At 67.6% G+C, this 19687-nt stretch carries 15 protein-coding genes; 7 read left to right on the plus strand and 8 right to left on the minus strand.

Going from position 1 to position 19687, the window contains the following annotated elements; genetic code table 11:
• Positions 1-107 precede the first annotated feature (107 nt).
• Entirely contained in the window at positions 108-941 is an 834-nt protein-coding gene (locus DFQ59_RS08340; RefSeq protein ID WP_211314847.1) for a glutaminyl-peptide cyclotransferase, read from the plus strand.
• A gap of 85 nt (positions 942-1026) precedes the next feature.
• Here the strand turns inward: DFQ59_RS08340 and DFQ59_RS08345 are convergent, their stop codons facing one another.
• Positions 1027-1839, minus strand: coding sequence for a CbbQ/NirQ/NorQ/GpvN family protein (locus DFQ59_RS08345; RefSeq protein ID WP_114279244.1), 813 nt, complete (start codon positions 1837-1839; stop codon positions 1027-1029).
• Positions 1840-2475: 636 nt separating this feature from the next.
• Between DFQ59_RS08345 and DFQ59_RS20490 the strand changes: the two genes are divergently transcribed.
• The 5 genes from DFQ59_RS20490 (at position 2476) to DFQ59_RS08370 (ending at position 9673) form a co-directional block, all read left to right on the plus strand.
• Positions 2476-3759 carry a CoB--CoM heterodisulfide reductase iron-sulfur subunit A family protein gene (locus DFQ59_RS20490; protein WP_114279245.1) on the plus strand — a complete coding sequence of 428 codons (1284 nt, stop codon included), beginning with the start codon at positions 2476-2478 and terminating at the stop codon, positions 3757-3759.
• Between the two features lie 3 nt (positions 3760-3762).
• Positions 3763-6021: a hydrogenase iron-sulfur subunit gene (locus DFQ59_RS08355; protein WP_114279246.1), complete on the plus strand. Its 2259-nt coding sequence runs from the start codon at positions 3763-3765 to the stop codon at positions 6019-6021.
• Positions 6022-6033: 12 nt separating this feature from the next.
• A complete protein-coding gene (locus tag DFQ59_RS08360) occupies positions 6034-6654 on the plus strand; it encodes a 4Fe-4S dicluster domain-containing protein (RefSeq protein ID WP_114279247.1) in 621 nt (206 codons plus the stop codon).
• Between the two features lie 14 nt (positions 6655-6668).
• Positions 6669-7571 (plus strand): CoB--CoM heterodisulfide reductase iron-sulfur subunit B family protein, encoded by a 903-nt coding sequence (locus DFQ59_RS08365; protein ID WP_114279248.1) that lies wholly within the window; start codon positions 6669-6671, stop codon positions 7569-7571.
• A gap of 377 nt (positions 7572-7948) precedes the next feature.
• Positions 7949-9673: a potassium/proton antiporter gene (locus tag DFQ59_RS08370; protein WP_114279249.1), complete on the plus strand. Its 1725-nt coding sequence runs from the start codon at positions 7949-7951 to the stop codon at positions 9671-9673.
• A gap of 328 nt (positions 9674-10001) precedes the next feature.
• Here DFQ59_RS08370 and DFQ59_RS08375 read toward each other — a convergent pair whose 3' ends face one another.
• The 6 genes from DFQ59_RS08375 to DFQ59_RS08400 all read right to left on the minus strand — a co-directional run bounded on the left by DFQ59_RS08375 (position 10002) and on the right by DFQ59_RS08400 (position 17273).
• Positions 10002-11993 (minus strand): TonB-dependent copper receptor, encoded by a 1992-nt coding sequence (locus tag DFQ59_RS08375; RefSeq protein WP_114279250.1) that lies wholly within the window; start codon positions 11991-11993, stop codon positions 10002-10004.
• 150 nt (positions 11994-12143) lie between these two features.
• The gene (locus tag DFQ59_RS08380) at positions 12144-12608 is read right to left on the minus strand and encodes a hypothetical protein (protein ID WP_114279251.1); all 465 of its coding nucleotides are present in this window, start codon (positions 12606-12608) and stop codon (positions 12144-12146) included.
• A complete protein-coding gene (locus DFQ59_RS08385; RefSeq protein WP_114279252.1) occupies positions 12605-13276 on the minus strand; it encodes a carbonic anhydrase in 672 nt (223 codons plus the stop codon). The genes DFQ59_RS08380 and DFQ59_RS08385 overlap by 4 nt, the downstream gene beginning before the upstream one ends.
• 8 nt (positions 13277-13284) lie before the next feature.
• Positions 13285-15123, minus strand: coding sequence for a sodium-extruding oxaloacetate decarboxylase subunit alpha (gene oadA, locus DFQ59_RS08390; protein WP_114279253.1), 1839 nt, complete (start codon positions 15121-15123; stop codon positions 13285-13287).
• 31 nt (positions 15124-15154) lie between these two features.
• On the minus strand, positions 15155-16573 hold the full coding sequence (locus tag DFQ59_RS08395) for an acetyl-CoA carboxylase biotin carboxylase subunit (protein ID WP_114279254.1): 1419 nt from the start codon (positions 16571-16573) through the stop codon (positions 15155-15157).
• Between the two features lie 403 nt (positions 16574-16976).
• Positions 16977-17273: a PepSY domain-containing protein gene (locus tag DFQ59_RS08400; protein ID WP_114279255.1), complete on the minus strand. Its 297-nt coding sequence runs from the start codon at positions 17271-17273 to the stop codon at positions 16977-16979.
• Between the two features lie 355 nt (positions 17274-17628).
• On the opposite strand from DFQ59_RS08400, the gene DFQ59_RS08405 reads away from it, so the two are divergent.
• Positions 17629-18414, plus strand: coding sequence for an oxygen-binding di-iron domain-containing protein (locus tag DFQ59_RS08405; RefSeq protein WP_170142089.1), 786 nt, complete (start codon positions 17629-17631; stop codon positions 18412-18414).
• Positions 18415-18610: 196 nt separating this feature from the next.
• On the opposite strand, the gene DFQ59_RS08410 is transcribed toward DFQ59_RS08405, so the two are convergent.
• On the minus strand, positions 18611-19525 hold the full coding sequence (locus tag DFQ59_RS08410; protein WP_114279257.1) for a YkgJ family cysteine cluster protein: 915 nt from the start codon (positions 19523-19525) through the stop codon (positions 18611-18613).
• Between the last annotated feature and the right edge of the window lie 162 nt (positions 19526-19687).

Below are 19687 nucleotides of genomic sequence, written 5' to 3' on the forward strand. Positions count from 1 at the left end.
GTCCCCTGCCTGCGCGGACCGCCGCCGGCCCGCTCGAAAGACACCTGCGCCGGGCGTCCCGACACGTTAAACTGAATCCCAGTGACAACCCGCGTCGCTGAGCACGAATGTCCGGCACCCCGCACCCGTCATCACCCGCCTTCTCCTACCGCCTGCCGGCGGCCGCGCTGGCCGTGGCGCTGGCCCTGGTGGGCCTGGCGGTCATCGCCGGCATGCAGCGCTCCCCGCCCTGCGCCGCGGGCGCGCCCGGGGTGGAGTGCCTCGGGGTGGAGGTGCTGCGCGCCTGGGACCACCCCTGCGGCCACTACACCCAGGGGCTGGAGTACCACGACGGCCTCCTCTACGAGAGCGCCGGCGGCTACGGCGAATCGGCCCTGGTGCGCTACGCCCTCGGCAGCGCCGAGATCGAGCGCAGGCCCCTGCCCGCCCGCCTCTTCGGCGAGGGGCTCACCCGCAGCGGCGGGCGCCTGCTCCAGCTCACCTGGCGCGAAGGCGTCCTGCTGAGCTGGCGCGCCGGGGATCTCGCCCCCCTGGAGGAGCGCCGCTACCAGGGGGATGGCTGGGGGCTGTGCGACGACGGCCGCCGGCTGGTGATGAGCAACGGCAGCGAACACCTCACCCTGCGCGACCCCGAGAGCTTCGCACCCGTCGGGGAGCTCACCGTGACCCTGGGCGCCCGTCCCGTCTCCGGCCTCAACGAGCTGGAGTGCGTGGGGGGCGACATCTACGCCAATGTCTGGCCCACCGACCGGATCCTGCGCATCGACGGCGCGACCGGAGCGGTCACCGCCGTCATCGACGCCGCCGGGCTGCTGCCCGAGCCCCACTGCCGGGGCACCGACGTCCTCAACGGCATCGCCTACCGCCCCGACACCGGCACCTTCCTGCTCACCGGCAAGTACTGGCCCTTCATTTACGAGACCCGCTTCGTGGAACGCTAGCGTTCCGTGAGTGCGTGAGTGCGTGAGTGCGTGAATAGTGCCCTTATCCATTCACCATTCACCCTTCACCCTTGTCCCTTAACCGTCAGAACAGCGACGTGCTCAGCTCGTTGACCGCCGCCAGCATGTCCGGGTCGTCGGTCAGGGCCTGGGCCACGCCGGCGCGGCAGGCCGCGGCCGGGGGGATGCCGTGGTGGATGAGCTTGGCCGCCTGCACCAGCAGCCGGGTGCTGGCCCCCTCGTCCAGTCCCGCCCCCTTGAGGTTGCGGGTCATCTCGGCGAAGCGCACCAGGCGTCCGGCCACCTCGCCGTCCACGCCCGACTCGCGCTCGATGATGCGCGCCTCCAGCTCGGGGTCCGGGTAGCTGAACTCCAGCGCCACGAAGCGCTGGCGGGTGCTCTGCTTCAGGTCCTTGAGCACGCTCTGGTAGCCGGGATTGAAGGAGATGGTGAGATTGAACTCCGGCGGCGCCTCCAGCAGCTCGCCCAGCTTCTCCATGGGCAGCTCGCGGCGGTCGTCCGCCAGCGGGTGGATCACCACGGTGGTGTCCTTGCGCGCCTCCACCACCTCGTCCAGGTAGCAGATGGCACCGAAGCGCACGGCCCGCGCCAGGGGCCCGTCGGTCCAGACCGTCTCGCCGTTCTTGACCAGGAAGCGGCCCACCAGGTCGGCCGCGGTGAGGTCGTCGTGGCAGGAGACGGTGATGAGCGGGCGCTTGAGGCGCCAGGCCATGTGCTCCATGAAGCGGGTCTTGCCGCAGCCGGTGGGCCCCTTGAGCATTACCGGCAGGCGGTTGTCGTAGGCTGCCTCGAACACCTCGATCTCGTCGGCCACCGGCTCGTAGTAGGGCTCCTGCCCGATGATCCGCTGCTCGGCCTTCAGGCTGTGTGCCTGCATGCAAACTCCTCGCTCGATAGGGTCTGTGGGGTGAGGGGGACGACCGGCGGCGCGGCCCGCCCGGCGGTTAACATTAAGACAAGCGTCCCGGCCCGGGTTCCGCAGGCCGCGCCCGCGGCGGAAATCCGGTCCGTATTTTCGATCCCTGCCGGGATTTATCCTTACCAGACTATTTCCGACCAAACCACCCTGTTTTCAAAAGGATAATGGGAGCGTTTTGCTGGGTATTTAGGTTGATCCACAGGCCAAACAGGGCCTTAGCCATGGTCATTGTCAAATCCATATGACCGTTCTATCGCTATATACGAAATTTCTGGGTTGCATCCCTAGGGGACAAGTGGCAACGCCCCGCGCAGAGGGGTATGGTTACGCCATTCTGCATCCGGGAGCCTGTCGGCTTTTCCCTGCTGCGCTGCGGAATCGTGCCGGAACTCCCGGCACCGGCGGCGGCCGCGAGTAAAATCCGACAGGCTCCCGGGCAGCACTCCCCCCCACCGTTCCGGCGACCGGCCGGAGCGCGGGGTTTTGCGCCGCATCGTCGGCGCGGGGCGCCGCTGCCGCGGACCGCGCGACCCGGCTGGGAAGCGCACAATGAATTCCACTCCAGAAGACCTCGAATCCGTGACGGAGGCAAACATGGCGGATGTGATCGCAACCAACGAGACCATCCTGGTCGTCGGTGGCGGCATCAGCGGCATGAGCGCGGCGATTGAAGCTGCCGAGTGCGGCAAGCATGTCGTTCTGCTCGAAAAGGGACCCGCCCTCGGTGGCCGGGTCAGCCAGCTTTACAAGTACTTCCCGAAGCTGTGCTTCCCCACCTGCGGCCTGGAGATCAACCTCCGTCGCCTGAAAGGCAACCGCAACCTGCACATCATCACCATGGCGGAGGTGACCGGCGTCAGCGGCGAGCCGGGCGACTTCAGCGTGGAGGTGAAGATCGCCCCCCGTTACGTGAACGAGAACTGCACCGCCTGCGGCGAGTGCACGAACGCCGTGGAAGCGGAGTTCGACGACGAGTTCAACTACGGGATGAAGAAGCGCAAGGGCGCCTACCTGCCCCACAACATGGCCTACCCGCAGCGCTACCTGCTCGACCCGCGCATCATCGGCACCGATGACGCCGACAAGGCCAAGGCCGCGTGCAAGTACGACGCCGTCGACCTCGACATGCAGGAACAGACCCTGCAGCTGAAGGCCGGCGCCATCGTCTGGGCCACCGGCTGGACGCCCTACGACGCGGCCAGGATCCAGCCCTACGGCTACGATCGCTACGCCAACGTCATCACCAGCGTCGAGTTCGAGCGCATGCTCGACCCCTTCGGCCCCACCGGCGGCAAGGTCCAGCGGCCCTCCGACGGCCAGGCGCCGAAGAACGTGGCCTTCATCCAGTGCGCCGGCTCGCGCGACCGCAACCACCTCAAGCACTGCTCGCGCATCTGCTGCATGGCCACCCTGAAGCAGACCACCTACGTGCGCGAACAGTTCGGCGACGACGCCAAGTCGAGTGTCTACTACATCGACATCCGCGCCATCGACCGCATCGACGATTTCTACCGCAAGGTCCAGGCCGACCCGAACGTCACCTTCGTCAAGTCCAAGGTCGCCAACATCACCGTCAACCGGGAGAACGACAACCCGATCCTGCACGGCGTGGACACCGAGGGCTACCACCGCTACTCCAACGAGCACGACCTGGTGGTGCTGGCCGTCGGCATGCAGCCGAACGTGCCCGGCGATCACCTGCCGGAGGGCGTGGTCATCAACGAGGAAGGTTTCATCGACCACTCCAGCAACAGCGGCATCTTCGCCGCCGGCTGCTCCGCCGACGCCCTGGACGTGAACCGCTCGGTTCAGAACGCCACGGCCGCGGCGCTGCGCGCCATCCAGGTGGTCAACCGGGTTTCGGGTACGGAGGGTTAAACAGTGTCTGAGAAGAAGATGGGAGCCTATCTCTGCAAGGGCTGCGGCCTCGGCGAGCGGCTCGACGCCGATGCGCTCGAGCAGGTGGCCGTGCGCGAAGGGAAGATGACCTTCTGCAAGCAGCACGACTACCTCTGCAGCGCCGAGGGCGTGGCCATGATCAAGGCCGACATCGAGGCCGGCGACGTGACCCACATGGCGATCCTGGCCTGCTCGCGCCGCGCCAAGGCCGACGCCTTCAACTTCGATGGCGTGGCCATGTCCCGCGGCAACCTGCGCGAGGGCGTCATCTGGTCCCAGCCCGACACCGACGAGGCGCGCGAGCTGACCGGCGAGATGGCCATGGACTATGTCCGCATGGCCTGCGCCGAGGTCAAGTACATGACCGTGCCCGGGGGCAAGGTCAAGGAGGAGTTCGCCCGCGAGGTCATGGTGGTGGGCGGCGGCATCTCCGGCATGACCACGGCCATCGAGGCGTCGAATGCCGGCTACCCGGTGACCATCGTGGAGCAGTCCGACGCTCTCGGCGGCGCCATGAAGACCATCTGGAAGCGCGTGCCCGCCGATGCGCCCTTCGCCGAGCCCGCCGACACCGGCGTGGAGGCGATGAAGGCCGCCATCGAGGCCGACCCGAAGATCACGGTAAGGCTCAACACCAAGGTCGCCAGCACCGACGGCGCCCCGGGCCGCTTCAGCGTGGAGCTCGCCACCGAGAGCGGCTCCACCGAGAGCCGCACCTTCGGCGCCGTGGTGGTGGCCACCGGCTTCGAGCCCTACGACGCCAGCCAGCTGCCCGAGTTCGCCTGGGGCAAGACCCCGGACGTGGTGGACCAGATGGGCCTGGAGAAGCTGGCCCGCGAGGCCAACGGCGGCGCCATCAAGCGCCCCTCCGACGGCAAGGAGGTCAAGAGCGTCGTCTTCATCCAGTGCGCCGGCCAGCGCAGCGAGAAGGAGGGCCACCTGCCCTACTGCTCCGGCCACTGCTGCCTGACCTCCATCAAGCAGGCGATGTACTTCAAGGACACCAACGCCGACGTGGAGACGGTGGTGATGTTCTCCGACCTGCGCACCCCCGGTGCCGGCGGCGAGGACTTCTACCGCTCAGGCCAGGACAAGGGCGTGACCTTCCGCAAGGGCCAGGCCAGCGAGGTGGTGACCGGCGGCGACGGCCTGGAGGTGAAGTTCAAGGACCTGATCCTGGACGAGGACACCGCCCTGCAGGCCGACCTGGTGGTGCTGGCCACCGGCATGGTGCCGGTCAGCGGCCCCGATCCCTACGTCCAGCTGGACCTGGAGCAGGCCAAGGCCGACGGCAAGGAAGAGCGCGTCATCCAGCTGCAGAAGGAGCTCGACAAGGCCCCGCCCTCGGTGCTCAACCTGCAGTACCGCCAGGGCACCGACGTGCCGCACCTGCGCTACGGTTTCACCGACTCGCACTTCATCTGCTTCCCCTACGAGAGCCGCCGCACGGGCATCTACACCACCGGCCCGGTGCGCCGCCCCATGGACGCCATCCAGGCGGTGGAGGACGCCACCGGCGCGGCGCTCAAGGCCATCCAGGCCATCGAGAACGCCGGCCAGGGCCGTGCCGCCCACCCCCGCTCGGGCGACCTCTCCTACCCCTCCTTCCGCAAGGAGGGCTGCACCCAGTGCAAGCGCTGCACGGTGGAGTGCCCGTTCGGCGCCATCGACGAGGACGAGCAGCGCTACCCGGTGTTCAACGAGGAGCGCTGCCGCCGCTGCGGCACCTGCATGGGTGCCTGCCCGGTGCGCGTCATCTCCTTCGAGAACTACTCGGTGGAGACCGTGGGCCAGCAGCTCAAGGCCGTGGACGTGCCCGACGAGTTCGAGGAGAAGCCGCGCATCCTGGTGCTGGCGTGCGAGAACGACGCCTACCCGGCGCTGGACATGGCGGGCATGAACCGGCTCACCTACAGCCCGTTCGTGCGCATCATCCCGGTGCGCTGCCTCGGCTCGGTGAACACCATCTGGGTCTCCGACGCGCTGAACAGCGGTTACGACGCGGTGATGCTGCTCGGCTGCCAGAAGGGCGACGACTACCAGTGCCACTTCGTGAAGGGCTCCGAGATGGCCCACTACCGCATGAGCAAGATCGACGACACGCTCACCCAGCTCAACCTGGAGACCGAGCGCGTCCAGACCTATGAGGTGGCGATCACGGACATCCACCGGATTCCGAAGCTGATCGACGAGATGGCCGCCACGGTCGAGAAGATTGGCCTCAGCCCCTTCAAGTTCTAACGGAGTGCGACCATGAGCGATCTGAACACCGCGATGATCGAGAAGTATCGCAACAGCTTCCTCAAGGAGGTTGAGGCGAACGTCGAGGAGGGCGACTGGGTCAAGATGTGCATGCAGTGCGGCGTCTGCTCGGGCTCCTGCCCGCTCGGCCCGCACTGGGAGCATCCCCCGCAGGAGATCTTCATGATGATCCGGGCGGGCAAGCGCGACGAGGTGCTCCAGTCCGACGCCATGTGGATGTGCACCTCGTGCTACAACTGCATCGTGCGCTGCCCGCGCGAGCTGCCCATCACCCACATCATGCACGGCCTGGCCCACTACGCGAAGCGCCTGGGCCTGGCGCCGAAGAACCAGCCCACGGCCAAGTTCGCCCAGCTGTTCTGGGACAACCTGGTGAAGTCCGGACGGGTCAACGAGCTCAAGCTCGGCCTGTCGCTGTACTTCATGAACGGCTTCGGCGAGGGCATCAAGACGTCGCTGAAGATGAAGAACATCGGGCTCGGGATGGTCAAGACCAAGCGCATGAACCCGATGGAGATCCTCGGCGGACACGGCGTCAAGGACAAGTCGGGCCTGCAGAAGATTCTGAACAAGGCCCGCGAGATCGAAGAGGCCAAGGCCCAAGGCGCCTGAGGAGAGACTGACCCATGGCTAAAAAAGAGTATTCCTTCTACCCGGGCTGCTCCTCGCAGGAGAAGGCCTCCTCCTCCAACTACCTGAAGTCGGTGGAGACCATGTGCGAGGAGCTGGACATCCAGCTCAACACCATCCCCGACTGGAACTGCTGCTCCGCCTCCATCGGCTACGCCGGCGGCGGCGAGCTGCCGCGCCTGGCCCTGTCGGCGCGCAACATCGCCCTGTCCGAGCAGCACAACGCCGGCCAGGACATCGTCGCCACCTGCGCCGCCTGCTGGCTCGCCACCAAGGAGACCCAGGAGCGGCTGCACGACGACCAGGACATGATGGCGGACATGAACAAGGTCCTCGCCGAGGCCGGTCTCAAGGTGGAGGCCAAGTCGCCCATCCGCCACATGGTGGAGGTGCTGATCGAGGACTTCGGCTACGAGGCGCTGGGAAGCCACGTGAAGAAGCCGCTGGACGGGCTCAAGATCGCCGGCTACGTGGGCTGCCAGACCAACCGCCCCTTCGGCATCGACGGCGAGTCCTTCGAGAACCCGAAGTACCTGGACAAGCTGGTGGAGACCATGGGCGCCGAGCCCCTGGAGAACTACGACAAGAAGGTCCAGTGCTGCGGCGGCGCGCTGGCGTTCTCCGAGCCGGAGAAGAGCCAGGCGATGATCAAGGACATCATCGAGGCGGCCTACGACGGCGGCGCGGACCTGGTGGTCACGCCCTGCCCGGTGTGCCAGATGAACGTGGAGGTCTACCAGGACCACATCAACGCCAAGTACGGCACCAAGTTCAAGATGCCGGTGGTCTACTACAGCCAGCTGATGGACGTGGCCTACGGCCGCAACGCCAAGGACGCCGGCCTCGACGGCCAGGTGATCCGCGCCAAGCAGTTGGAGGAGATCGCCAACAAGTCGTAGGCAATCCCCGGCGGCAACGCCGTTGAAAAGCCCTCCCCCGCGGAGGGCTTTTTTTTGCTTCGTCGTGCGGGGAAAGGCCCATTCACCACGAAGGCACAAAGGACACGAAGAGAAAGGCTAGTTAACCGCAGATTACGCAGATTTACGCAGATTTTTCCCCGATCGATGGATTGCCATCTGAAAATCCCGGATGGGGTGCTGGAAGAGGGACGATCCATCGAACCGTATCGTTATGGATCCTGTTTCATCGATGCGCCAACATGCCTGAATGGTTCAATCTGCGTAATCTGCGGATAATAGTCCTTTCGCTTTTCTTCGTGTCCTTCGTGCCTTCGTGGTGAGAACTTTCTTTACTGTGCCGATGAAGCCGACAGCCCATGGACGCCCTTAACCACGCCCTGCTGGTGGGCGCCGTCCTGATGTTCGCCGGGATTCTCCTCGGCGGGGTCTCGGCGCGCTTCGGGCTGCCGGCGCTGCTGGTGTTCCTGGTGGTGGGCATGCTGGGCGGGGAGGACGGCCCCGGGGGCATCGCTTTCGACGACTACGGCATCAGCGTGCTGGTGGGGAACCTGGCGCTGGCGGTGATCCTGCTGGACGGCGGGCTGCGCACCCGCTACGCCACCTTCCGCGTCGCCCTCGGGCCCTCCCTGTCGCTGGCCACCGTGGGCGTGCTCATCACCGCCGGCCTGCTGGGTGCGAGCGCGGCCTGGCTGCTGGGGGTGGACTGGCGCCTGGGCCTGCTGCTGGGCGCCGTGGTGGGCTCCACCGATGCGGCCGCCGTCTTCTCCCTGCTGCGCGCCGGCGGCGTGCGCCTCAACGACCGTGTCGCCGCGGCCCTGGAGCTGGAGTCGGGCCTCAACGATCCCATGGCCGTCTTTCTCACCCTGACCCTCGTCGCCGTCCTGAGCGGCCAGATGACGGAACCGGCGACGGCGCTGCCCCTGGCGCTGTTCAAGCAGTTCGGGCTGGGGCTGGCGGCGGGAGTCGGGTTCGGACACGCCATCGGCTGGGTGCAGGACCACGCCCGGGTGGGCGAGGGGCTCCAGGCCCTGCTGCTCGCCTCCGCCGGGGTGCTGGTGTTCGCCCTGACCAACGCGCTGGGCGGCAGCGGCTTCCTGGCCGTCTACCTGGTGGGGCTGACCGCCGGCAACCGCGAGCGGCCCGTGGGCGAGGGCGCCCTGCGCGCCATGGACGGGCTCGCCTGGCTGGCCCAGTCGGGGATGTTCCTGCTGCTGGGGCTGCTGGTCGCCCCCCGGGAGGGGCTGGCGGTGGCCGGGCCGGCGCTGCTGCTGGCCGGCATCCTGATGCTCGTCGCCCGCCCGCTGGCGGTCTGGCTCACCCTGCTGCCGTTCCGGTTCGCCGCCCGCGAGGTGGCCTTCATCGCCTGGGTGGGGCTGCGCGGGGCGGTGCCCATCGTGCTGGCCCTGTTCCCGCTGCTGGCCGGGGTGGAGGGGGCGGAGCTCATCTTCAACATCACCTTCTACGTGGTGCTGCTGTCGCTGCTGCTGCAGGGCACCAGCCTGGCCTGGGTGGCGCGGCGCCTGAAGGTGTGCGTGCCGCCCCGCCCCGAGCCCTTCTCCAGCGTCCCGCTGGACACCGGCGCCGGCGAGGCCTTCGCCCTGGTCCAGTACCGGGTGCTGCCGGAAAGCCGCGCCGCGGGCCACGTGCCCGCCACCCTGCGCCTGCCCGAGCGCTGCGAGGCGGTGGCGGTGTTCCGCGGCGGGCTGCGCTTCACCGACCTGGCCGCCCTGCGCCTGGAGGTGGGGGACATCGTCTCCCTGCTCGCCCCCGCGGCGTTCAGCGAGCGGCTCGCCGAGTGGTTCCGCAGCGACACCGGCCCCTTCGCGGCCCGCGAGGTGTACGGCGACTTCACCCTCGACGCGGGCGCCCGCGTGGCCGACGTGGTGAGCTTCTACAACGCCGGCGAGGTGCCCCCGCCGCTGGCCGCCGCCACCCTGGCCGAGGCGCTGGAGCGGCTGCTCCACCACCGGGCGGTGGAGGGCGACGAGGTGGTCATCGGCAACCTGCACCTGACGGTGCGGGAGATGGTCAACGGCGAGATCCGCAAGGTGGGCCTCAAGCTCCTCCGCCCCGCGGAGTGACTCATGACTCACCAGAAAGACGAAAAGAGCTCACCACGAAGGCACGAAGGACACGAAGAGAAAGGCTGTCCAACCGCTGATTTGCGTTGATTGTCCCCGTTTATCCGGTTGGTTGCCAAACGACTCTACGAGGTTTCCTGTCGAAACACGCGCGCCCCAACCCATCACCTTCGGGAGGGGCTTTCAGCGCCAAGCCAACCTGTGTTGTACACCCGAATCAGCGTCAATCAACGTGAATCTGCGGTTGATTCGCCTTTCGCTTTTCTTCGTGTTCTTCGTGCCTTCGTGGTGAGATCAATCTGGCGCGTCCCTGCGCCGGGTTAGGTGCCTACTCGAACTTCAGGTTGGCCTTGACCCAGAGGGTGCGGCCGGGCTCGTTGACCCGCTCGGTGGGCGGGTTGAGGCCGGCAAAGGTGTTGCGGCTGATGTGCTCCACGTAGGTGGCGTCGAACAGGTTGTCGACGCCGGCGGTGAACAGGGCGTTCCGGTTGAGGCGGTAGCCGGCGTTGAGGGACCAGACGGTGAAGCCGCCGGTCTCGCCCATGTCGACACTGGCGATGCTGCCGCTGCCGGCGTCCACCCGGTCCTGCTCCGCCACGGCCCGCACGGAGACCCCGCCCGACCAGGTGCCGTTGTCGTAGGCCAGGCCGAGGCGGCCCTCCAGCGGCGGCATCAGCGCCAGGGCGTAGTCGTAGGTCTCGTTCTCGCCGTAGACGTAGGCCAGGGCGCCGTTGAGGCGCCAGTTCCTCACCAGCTCGTAGGAGAAGTCCGCCTCCAGGCCCCAGGTGCGCGCGTCGATGTTCTCCGCCGCGCCGTTGGCCAGGATTTTCGGATCGCTGTAGTTGATGAGGATGTAGTCGTCGTGGCGCGCGGCGAAGGCGGAGACGGTCGCCCGCAGGCGCTCGCTGCGGTAGGTGGCGCCGAGATCGAGCTGCAGGGTCTTCTCCGTGTCGAGATCGAAGACCTGCCGCCGCTCCCAGTAGTCGGGGGCCCGCTCCGCCAACCCCAGGCCGGCGCTGAAGGTCCACGGCAGGGTATCGAGGTCGTGCTCCCAGCGGGCGAATCCGGACACCAGGGTATCCTCGTCCTCGGTCCCGGGGGCGGCGCCGCCGTAGCCGCCGGCCATGAGGGCCTCGGCCTCGGCCCAGTTGGTGCGCAGTCCCGCCACCAGGCGGTCCCGGTCTCCCAGGGCGTGGTTCAGCTCCCCGAACAGGCCCGTCTCCTTGAAGCGGGCGTCCTTGGCCCGCGGCAGGCTGGTGTAGGTGGAGACGGCCATCCCCATGGCCTTGCGCAGGGTGTGCTCGTTCTCCTGGTAGTCCACGCCCACCGTGGCGAAGGTGGCCTCGCCGAGATTGAGCTGGGCGGCGAGCCGGGCGCCCACCGTGTCGCGGTCGGGGTTGCTGACCATGGGCATGGCCATGGTGTCGCGCAGGGTGTAGTTGTCCATCACGTGGTCCACGTAGTTGTGATAGACATTCAGGTCGAGCCGCTCCAGGAGACCGGCGGCGAAGGACTTCTCCACCTTCAGGCCATAGCCGGTGCGGTCGAACTTCACCCCGTCCATGGGACGGTCGGCGTAGGCGGCCTCGGCGTCGCTGCGGTCCAGCGACAGCTCCACCAGGGTGGTGTCGTCTGGCGTCCAGCCCGCCACCAGGCTGCCGCTCCAGCGGGTGTAGAAGGAGTGGAGCTCGTTGCCGTCGCCGTCCTCGTAGTTGTCGGAGTCGGAGCGGGTGGCGCTGCCCCGCAGGTAGCCCTGGGTGCTGCCGCCGGTGAGCTCGAGCACCTGGTCGTTGCGCCCGAAGCTGCCGAGCATGAGGCTGCCGTTGGCCCGCACCCCGGGGGCGTCGAAGCGCGGCGTGTCGCGCTCGAAGCGCACCGTCGCCCCGCTGGTGGGCGTGCCGTAGAGGACCGTCTGCGGCCCCTTGAGCACCGTGATGCGGTCGTAGGACTCCGGGTAGACGTAGGCGGTGGGCGGGTCCATGCGCATGCCGCAGCCGCCGAGGATATTGGCGTCGTCGAGCAGGATGTTGATGCGCGAACCGCTCATGCCGCGGAACACCGGGTCGCCCGAGGTGCCGCCCTTGCGCACCACGGAGAAGCCGGGAATGTTCTTCAGGTAGGCGGCGCCGTCGGCCGCCGGCACCGGCTGCACCGGCGCCTTGGGATCGGTGACCACGGTGAGGGGATCCTCCATCTGCGGGGCGGTGACCACCACCTCGCCCAGGTAGACCGCCTCGGAGACCAGCTCGGTATTCTCCTGCGCCAGGACATTGGCGGCAGGCAGGGCCGCGAGAATCGCGGCTGAAAGCGCGGTGCGCATGTTTTCCCCCTTGGGTCGTTGCACAACAGTCGTTGTTGAAACCGCACAACTGTCAGCAAGAAACATACCCGCCGTTCCGCCCGGGAAACGCCGCTCCGGCGGGCATACGGGTTCGGGGGAGCGCGGCAAATGCCGCAGCGGTCGGTGATATCACTCGCCCAGGCGGGCGCGGTTGTTGCCTTCGTTGAGCTCGATGACGGCGTAGTCGAGATCCACCTGTCCCAGGCACCGTGCTGCGGGGCCGCCGGCGGTGAGCGGGAAGACGGCGGCGGCCCCGGCGGCGAGGGGCGGCAGGGTCCAGGCGAGCGCGCCCGGCGGCCAGTTCAGCAGGGTGCGCTCCAGCGGCGCACAGCCGGCGCAGGCGATGGGCACCGGCGCCGCCCCCTCGCAGCCCACCGCCATCACCACGGCGGGGGCGGGATCGGTGCCGCGGTTCACCACCTCGACCCGCAGCCCCCCGGCAACCGCTTCCAGGGTCAGCGCCAGGTCGGGCAGGCGGTTGCGGCAGGCGGGGAGCGGGGCGCCCCCCTCGGCGACGAGGGAAACGGGGGCCGCCAGGGCGGCCGCGGACGCCCCCAGCGCCAGGACCGGCAGGAGGGCAACCGGCGTCCTCACAGGGCGTGGCGCTCCAGGCTCTCCGGGATCGGCGCCTCGATCACCTCGAAGCGGTCGGTCTCGGCGTCGAGGGCGAGCAGCTCGCCCTGGTCCAGGTCGAAGTACCAGCCGTGCAGCTGCAGCCGCCCCTCCGCCTCCCGATCGCGCACCCAGGGGAAGGTGCGCAGGTTGTCCAGGGAGGCCCGCACGCCCGCCTGCTCGCATTCGCGGGCGGGGTGGGCGGCGTCTGCCCGGGCCCGGTCGAAGGCGACCTTGCAGGCGTCGCGGGCGATGTCCATCCACGGCCCGATGAACTCCCGCTGCCGCCCCGGGGCCGGCTCGGTGGTGATGAGCGAGCGGATGCCGCCGCAGTAGGCGTGGCCCATGATCACCACGTGCTCCACCTGCAGGTCGAGCACGGCGAACTCCAGCGCGGCGCTGGTGCCGTGGTAGGTGCCGGCCTGCTCGTAGGGCGGCACCAGATTGGCCACGTTGCGGATGACGAACATCTCGCCGGGGCTGCAGTCGAGGATGATGGCGGGGTCCACCCTCGAGTCGCAGCAGGCCACCATGGCCACCCGGGGCGACTGCCCCTCGCGGCTCAGGCGGTCGAACAGTTCCTGTTTCTGGGGGTAGTAGCCGGCGCGGAAACGGCCGTAGCCCTGCAACAGTTCGTCGATGGCGTTCATGGGCGACCTCAGGCGGGTTCGATCTCGATCAGGGCCTCGTTGGGATTGACGCTGTCACCCTTGGCGATGTGCACGGCGATCACCTTGCCGGCGATGGGCGCCTGCACCTCGGCCTCCATCTTCATCGCCTCGGCGATGAGCACCGGGTCGCCGGCGTTCACCATGTCGCCCTCCTTCACCTTCACCTCCACGATGGTGCTGGGCATGGAGGTGGTGACGTGGCCGGGCTTGGAGGCGCGCGGGCGGCCGCCCTTGGACTTGCTCACCACCGCGCCCTCGGCGCCGCCGGTGAGGAGCACCTCCTCCAGCGTCTCCACCACGATCTCCTCGGGCATGCCGTCGAGGGTGAGGTAGAAGTGGCGCTCGGCCTCGGCCTTGTGGCCGGTGCCGGTGACCTTCACGTGGTAGGTCTCGCCGTGGAGGGTGATGTTGAACTCGGTGGGGGCGGTCTCCGTGGGCGGCGCCTGCTCGCCCTCCTTCGCCGGCTGGGGCTCCAGCGGCTCGGGGTGCAGGGTGCCGGCGGCGCGGTGCTCCAGGAACTGGCGCCCCACCTCCGGGAACATGGCGAAGGTGAGGATATCCTCCTCGCCGCGGGCCAGCTGGCCGATCTGCTCGCCGAGGTTGTGCATCTCGTCCTTGAGCATGTCGGCGGGGCGCACGTCGATGACCGGCTCGTTGCCGATGGCCTGCTGGCGCACCAGGCTGTTCACCTGTCCCGGCGGACGGCCGTACTTGCCCTGCAGGTAGAGCTTCACCTCGTTGGTGATGGACTTGTAGCGGGTGCCGGTGAGGACGTTCAGCACCGCCTGGGTGCCCACGATCTGGGAGGTGGGCGTGACCAGGGGCGGGAAGCCGAGATCCTCGCGTACCCGGGGAATCTCGGTGAGCACCTCCTGCATCCGGTCCAGCGCCCCCTGCTCGCGCAGCTGGTTGGCGAGGTTGGAGATCATGCCGCCGGGCACCTGGTTCACCTGCACCCGGGTGTCCACCCCGGTGTAGTCGCTCTCGAACTGGTGGTAGCGCTTGCGCACCTCGTAGAAGTACATGCCGATCTGCTGCAGCAGTTCGAGATCCATCTCCGTGTCGTGCTCGGTGCCGCGCAGGGCCGCCACCATGCTCTCGGTGGGGGCGTGGCTGGTGCCGCCGGCCATGGATGAGATGGCGGTGTCGATGTGGCGGCAGCCGTTCTCGATGGCCTTCAGGTGGCACATCTCGGCCTGGCCGGAGGTGGCGTGGGTGTGCAGGTGGATGGGCAGGTCCACCGCGTCCACCAGGACCTTGACCAGCTCGGCGGTGGCGTAGGGGGTGAGCAGGCCCGCCATGTCCTTGATGGCGATGCTGTCACACCCCATCTGCGCCATCTCCTTCGCCATGGCCACGAACTGGTCGTTGCTGTGCACCGGGCTGGTGGTGTAGCTGATGGCGCCCTGGGCGTGCTTGCCGGCGGCCTTCACCGACTCGATGGCCACGCGCAGGTTGCGCACGTCGTTGAGGGCATCGAAGATGCGGAACACGTCGATGCCGTTCGCAGCGGCGCGCTTGGCGAAGGCCCGCACCACGTCGTCGGAGTAGTGGCGGTAGCCGAGCAGGTTCTGGCCCCGCAACAGCATCTGCAGCCGGGTGTTGGGCAGCGCCTCGCGCAGCTTGCGCAGCCGCTCCCAGGGGTCCTCCTTGAGGAAGCGCAGGCAGGAGTCGAAGGTGGCGCCGCCCCACACCTCCAGCGACCAGTAGCCGGCCGCGTCCAGCTTGCCGCAGATGGGCAGCATGTCATCGGTACGCAGGCGGGTCGCGATGAGGGACTGGTGCGCGTCGCGCAGGACCGTATCGGTGATGAAGACTTTCGACATGGCGATGGTTCCCGACTTTGGTTTCCGTTGGTTACAGCCCGGCGTGGGCGGCGATGGCCGCGGCCAGGGCGGCGGCGACGTCGTGGGGGCGGCGTTTGCTGGAGTAGTTCGCCAGCTCGGGGTGGGTGGCCACGAAGCTGGTGTCGAAGGTGCCGGTGCGGAACTCGGCCGTCTTCAGGATCTCCAGGTAGTAGGGAATGGTGGTGCGGATTCCCTGCAGGCCGATATCGCGCAGGGAGCGCCGGGCGCGGTTCACCGCCTCGTCCCAGGTGAGCGCCCAGACAATCAGCTTGGCGCACATGGAGTCGTAGTAGGGCGGTATCTCGTAGCCGGTGTAGATGGCCGCGTCGGTGCGCACGCCCGGCCCGCCGGGGGCGTAGTAGCGGGTGATGCGCCCGAAGCTGGGCAGGAAGTCGTTCTTGGGATCCTCGGCGTTGACGCGCAGCTGGATGGCGTAGCCGCGCCGCTGCACGTCGCCCTGGGCGTAGGAGAGCGGCTGGCCGTCGGCGATCCGGATCTGCTCGCGCACGATGTCGATGCCGGTGATCTGCTCGGAGATGGTGTGCTCCACCTGCAGGCGGGTGTTCATCTCCATGAAGTAGAACTGGTTGCCGGCGTCGAGCAGGAACTCCACCGTGCCGGCATTGGTGTAGCCCACCGACTTGGCCGCCTTCACCGCGAGCGCGCCGATCTCCTGGCGCTGGGCCTCGGTGAGCTGGGGCGAGGGAGCGATCTCGATGAGCTTCTGGTTGCGGCGCTGGATGGAGCAGTCGCGCTCGAACAGGTGGATGGCGTTGCCGTGGGTGTCCGCCAGCACCTGCACCTCGATGTGGCGCGGGTTGACGATGCACTTCTCCAGGAACACCTCGGCGGAGCCGAAGGCCTTGGTGGCCTCGGAGACCACGCGGTCGTAGTTGCGGCGCAGATCGGCCTCGGAGTCGCAGCGGCGAATGCCTCGGCCGCCGCCGCCGGAGGTGGCCTTGAGCATCACCGGGTAGCCGATCTCGCCCGCCCGCGCCAGCGCATCCTCCAGGTCGGCCAGGTTGCCCTCGCTGCCCGGGGTGACCGGCAGGCCGGCGGCGATCATCGACCGGCGCGCCTCCGTCTTGTCGCCCATGCGCCGGATCACCTCGGCGTCGGGGCCGATGAAGCGGATGCCGCGCCGATCGCAGGCGGCGGCCAGCTCGGGATTCTCGGACAGGAAGCCGTAGCCGGGATGGAGGGCGTCGCAGCCGGTGGCCACGGCCAGATCCACCAGGCGGTGGGCGTTGAGATAGCCGGCCAGGGGATCGGGACCCAGGCTGTAGGCCTCGTCGGCCTTCTTCACATGCAACGCGTGCCGATCGGCCTCGGAGTAGACCGCCACCGAGCGAATGCCCATCTCGGCACAGGCGCGCGCGATGCGCACCGCGATTTCACCGCGGTTGGCGATGAGTATCTTTCTGATCACACAAACCTCCGCTGACGGGGTTGCGGTGCGCCGCCCAGGCGCCTCAGGGTATGCTGCGGCACAGCAAAACGTAGCCGATCCGCGGCCGGACGGCAATCAGGCCCTGCTTGCGGGGCACCGGCGGTTTGTCACAGTCCCTGGACCCGGCACCGGGAGAAGCAATCTCGCTCCGGGCGCGCCGCAGGGCTCCGCTGCGCCGGTGTGGCCATTCCACATCCTGCCCCGGCAACACCGCCATGGCTGCGGACGGTCACTCCCTGGGCACTGCGTGTCTTTTCCAGGACTGTATCGGGCGGGCCCGGGGCCGCCCGGCGGCACGTCTCATCCGTGCCGCCGGACCCTCGGGGAAATGATCATATACACTTTTGCGGGCGTTTGATATCCCGGTTACTGCACTGCGTCATCAGCCGAGATGGCGGCCGCTGCGGGCATCGAAGCGGGATTCCTGCAGCCCGTCGCGTCCCAGCAGCACGATCCGGTAGACCCAGTCCGTGTCCACGGCGTGCAGCTCCGCCCGGACAAAGCGCCCCGCGGTCATGCGTTCCGCGGCCTGGATGACCGTATCGATCGAGACCAGGGCGGCCGGGAGTTCACCCCGCCCGGAACGGTCACAGCAGCCGGCGGCCACACCGGCGCCCACCGACAGCACCAGGCCCAGACCCAGCAGGACAACAGCGGCTATGCGCGGGATTTTCTTCATGGGGGTTCCTCCCAGGTGGCATCCATTGACGATGCCATTCTCCCGCGGCCCCATGAAACCACACTGAATTTATTATTAACCCAGGTTTCTGTCGCCAGGAACGCCAAGGTTAAGAATGCTCGAGACCTTCCGAATGGCGCATCGAACATCGTCTTGCACGGAGGCCACTGCGGTACAAGACCGTCAATCCTCTTGTTTTCCCGGCGTTCTTCGCGTCTTGGCGAGAGATTTGTGAAAAATTGCGGGCCGGCTGCCTTTAAGCATGGTCGGCCGGCAGGGCGCGCGGGCTGGCGACCGTACCCGGCGCGGACTATGTTTAAGCAGGAATCCTCCTCCCCCTGCCCTCCGAACCACCATGTCCATCGAGCTCTACGGGGATGATCTCCATTCCTGCCAGTTGTTCAGTGGGCAGGTGGTGCGCACCGAGGTGCAGACCTGCCAGGGCCTGGTTGTGCACGGCTATCACGCCGCCCTCATCGATCCCGGCGGCACAGCCACCTTCAACCGTGTCCTGACACAGCTGGGCCCTCACCTCAAGTACCTGGATTATCTCCTGTTTTCACACCAGGACCCGGATACCACCGGGGCTCTCGAGGGTTGGGTGCTGGCCACCCGGGGCAAGGTGGTCATCCCCGAGCTGTGGGAGCGCTTCCTGCCCCACCTGTGCTCGCCGGGGATCCTCGACGGCCGGGTGATCACCATTCCCGACGCCGGACTCGAGCTGCCCATGGGCAAATCCCGGCTACGCGCCCTGCCCGCCCACTTCCTCCATTCAGAAGGAAACTTCCACTTCCATGATCCCGTCGCCCGGGCCCTGTTCAGCGGCGACATGGGCTCGGCCATCGGCGTGGAGGAGTTGTGCACGCCCGTGGAGAGCCTGGGCCCGCACATCCGCTACATGGAGCCCTTCCACCGCCGCCACATGAGCTGCAACAAGGCCTGCCGGCTATGGGCCGACATGGTCAGGGAGATCGACCTGGAGTGGCTCGTGCCCCATCACGGCCCCCCGCTCCATGGCCGGGCCGTGATCACCGACTTCCTGGAGTGGATATCGGAGCTGGAGTGCGGCACCGACCTGCTCACCGCCGCGGACTACCGGCCGCCCGGACCGGTGCGGCACCAGGGGAAAGGTGAAAGGTGAAGGGTGAAAGGACAAAGGACAAAGGACAAAGGACAAAGGCAGGATGCCCCCGCCGCCACCGGAGGCGCCAGTCACCAGTCACCAGTCACCAGTCACCAGTCACGGAACACGGAACACCAGCATCCCTTGACCTTTATCCCTTATCCATCAACCCCTATCCATGAACCCGTAACCTTTTTCCCTTCACCCCGCTGAATCAGTAGTCGTCCACCGACGCGTCGAAACGCTCGGCGTCGTTCAGATCGGCCAGGGCGGCCTTGTGCTGGGCGGCGGCCTGCGCCGCCTGGGCCTCGGCCGCGGCGATCTTGCGGGTATTGCGCTCCTCCACGGCCTCCTGGCGCACGGGGATGGAGACCTCGCCGAACAGCACCTGGCGCAGCAGCCGGGCGCTGAACTCCAGCAGCGCCTCGTCACTGGCCTCGATCTCGTCGAAGAGTTCGGGCGGCAGGTCGTAGGACTCGCGGAAGCTCTCGGAGGTGGCGAAGGCCCGGAAGGTATCCGGATCGTAGCTGGCCATGAAGAAGAACTGCCGGCTCTTCAGCGACAGGCTGCCGATCGAGGGTCCGGAGGACTTTTTCTTCAGGACCAGCTGCCTCCAGCCGCGGGAGTGACGGTCGTACTCCACCACGCCCTGCTCCTGGCGGTACTCGTCGATGGTGATGGGGCGTTCCTCGAGATGCCCCATGCAGTGCTCCTCCTTGACCACCGCGTAGGCGTCCCGATCCACGTATTCGTCCTGCTTGCGCAGGGACATGAGGCCGACGGGATAGTAGCGGCACGAGGCGGGACGGTCGTCGTAGACCGAACAGCCCTCGTCCACCATGAAGCGGCAGGCGGTGCCGTTCGGCACCGGCTTCATCTTCACCCCGGCCAGGCCGTCCTTCTCCATCTCGAAGGGAACGGTGTACTCGCGCAGGAACTGGGCGGAGGTGATGCCGAGCCGCTTCCTGAGCCGCACGATGTCGTAGGGTGTCAGGGTGATGTCGATGTTGCTGCAGCAGGCGTTCCAGCAGCTGATTCCCTTGTGGCAGCGGAAGTTGAACTGGTGATCGCCCTCCAGCATCACGGGCATGACAGGGCTCTCGAAGGGGGGCTTCATGGGTTCGCTCATGGAATCACCTCTGGATATCGGCCGCTGTCCGCACGGCTGTGCGACGGGTCTGTTTGGACCGCGGCCGGAACGGGAAGGTTCACTTCCCGGGACAGGCACCTGCAACGTTCGCGTACCGCCTGGAACGTTCGTGTTCTACATAATAAGAGGTCCGGGTGCCTC

The organism is Thioalbus denitrificans, from assembly GCF_003337735.1.
GTDB classification, from domain to species: Bacteria; Pseudomonadota; Gammaproteobacteria; order DSM-26407; family DSM-26407; genus Thioalbus; species Thioalbus denitrificans.

What these genes read in the sequence shown, in the direction of transcription:
- oadA (WP_114279253.1), bottom strand. Translation starts at nt 15,123, where the DNA reads ATGTCGAAAGTCTTCATCACCGATACGGTCCTGCGCGACGCGCACCAG.
- DFQ59_RS08345 (WP_114279244.1), bottom strand. Translation starts at nt 1,839, where the DNA reads ATGCAGGCACACAGCCTGAAGGCCGAGCAGCGGATCATCGGGCAGGAG.
- DFQ59_RS20490 (WP_114279245.1), top strand. Translation starts at nt 2,476, where the DNA reads ATGGCGGATGTGATCGCAACCAACGAGACCATCCTGGTCGTCGGTGGC.
- DFQ59_RS08375 (WP_114279250.1), bottom strand. Translation starts at nt 11,993, where the DNA reads ATGCGCACCGCGCTTTCAGCCGCGATTCTCGCGGCCCTGCCTGCCGCC.
- DFQ59_RS08385 (WP_114279252.1), bottom strand. Translation starts at nt 13,276, where the DNA reads ATGAACGCCATCGACGAACTGTTGCAGGGCTACGGCCGTTTCCGCGCC.
- DFQ59_RS08360 (WP_114279247.1), top strand. Translation starts at nt 6,034, where the DNA reads ATGAGCGATCTGAACACCGCGATGATCGAGAAGTATCGCAACAGCTTC.
- DFQ59_RS08405 (WP_170142089.1), top strand. Translation starts at nt 17,629, where the DNA reads ATGTCCATCGAGCTCTACGGGGATGATCTCCATTCCTGCCAGTTGTTC.
- DFQ59_RS08370 (WP_114279249.1), top strand. Translation starts at nt 7,949, where the DNA reads ATGGACGCCCTTAACCACGCCCTGCTGGTGGGCGCCGTCCTGATGTTC.
- DFQ59_RS08410 (WP_114279257.1), bottom strand. Translation starts at nt 19,525, where the DNA reads ATGAGCGAACCCATGAAGCCCCCCTTCGAGAGCCCTGTCATGCCCGTG.
- DFQ59_RS08340 (WP_211314847.1), top strand. Translation starts at nt 108, where the DNA reads ATGTCCGGCACCCCGCACCCGTCATCACCCGCCTTCTCCTACCGCCTG.
- DFQ59_RS08365 (WP_114279248.1), top strand. Translation starts at nt 6,669, where the DNA reads ATGGCTAAAAAAGAGTATTCCTTCTACCCGGGCTGCTCCTCGCAGGAG.
- DFQ59_RS08400 (WP_114279255.1), bottom strand. Translation starts at nt 17,273, where the DNA reads ATGAAGAAAATCCCGCGCATAGCCGCTGTTGTCCTGCTGGGTCTGGGC.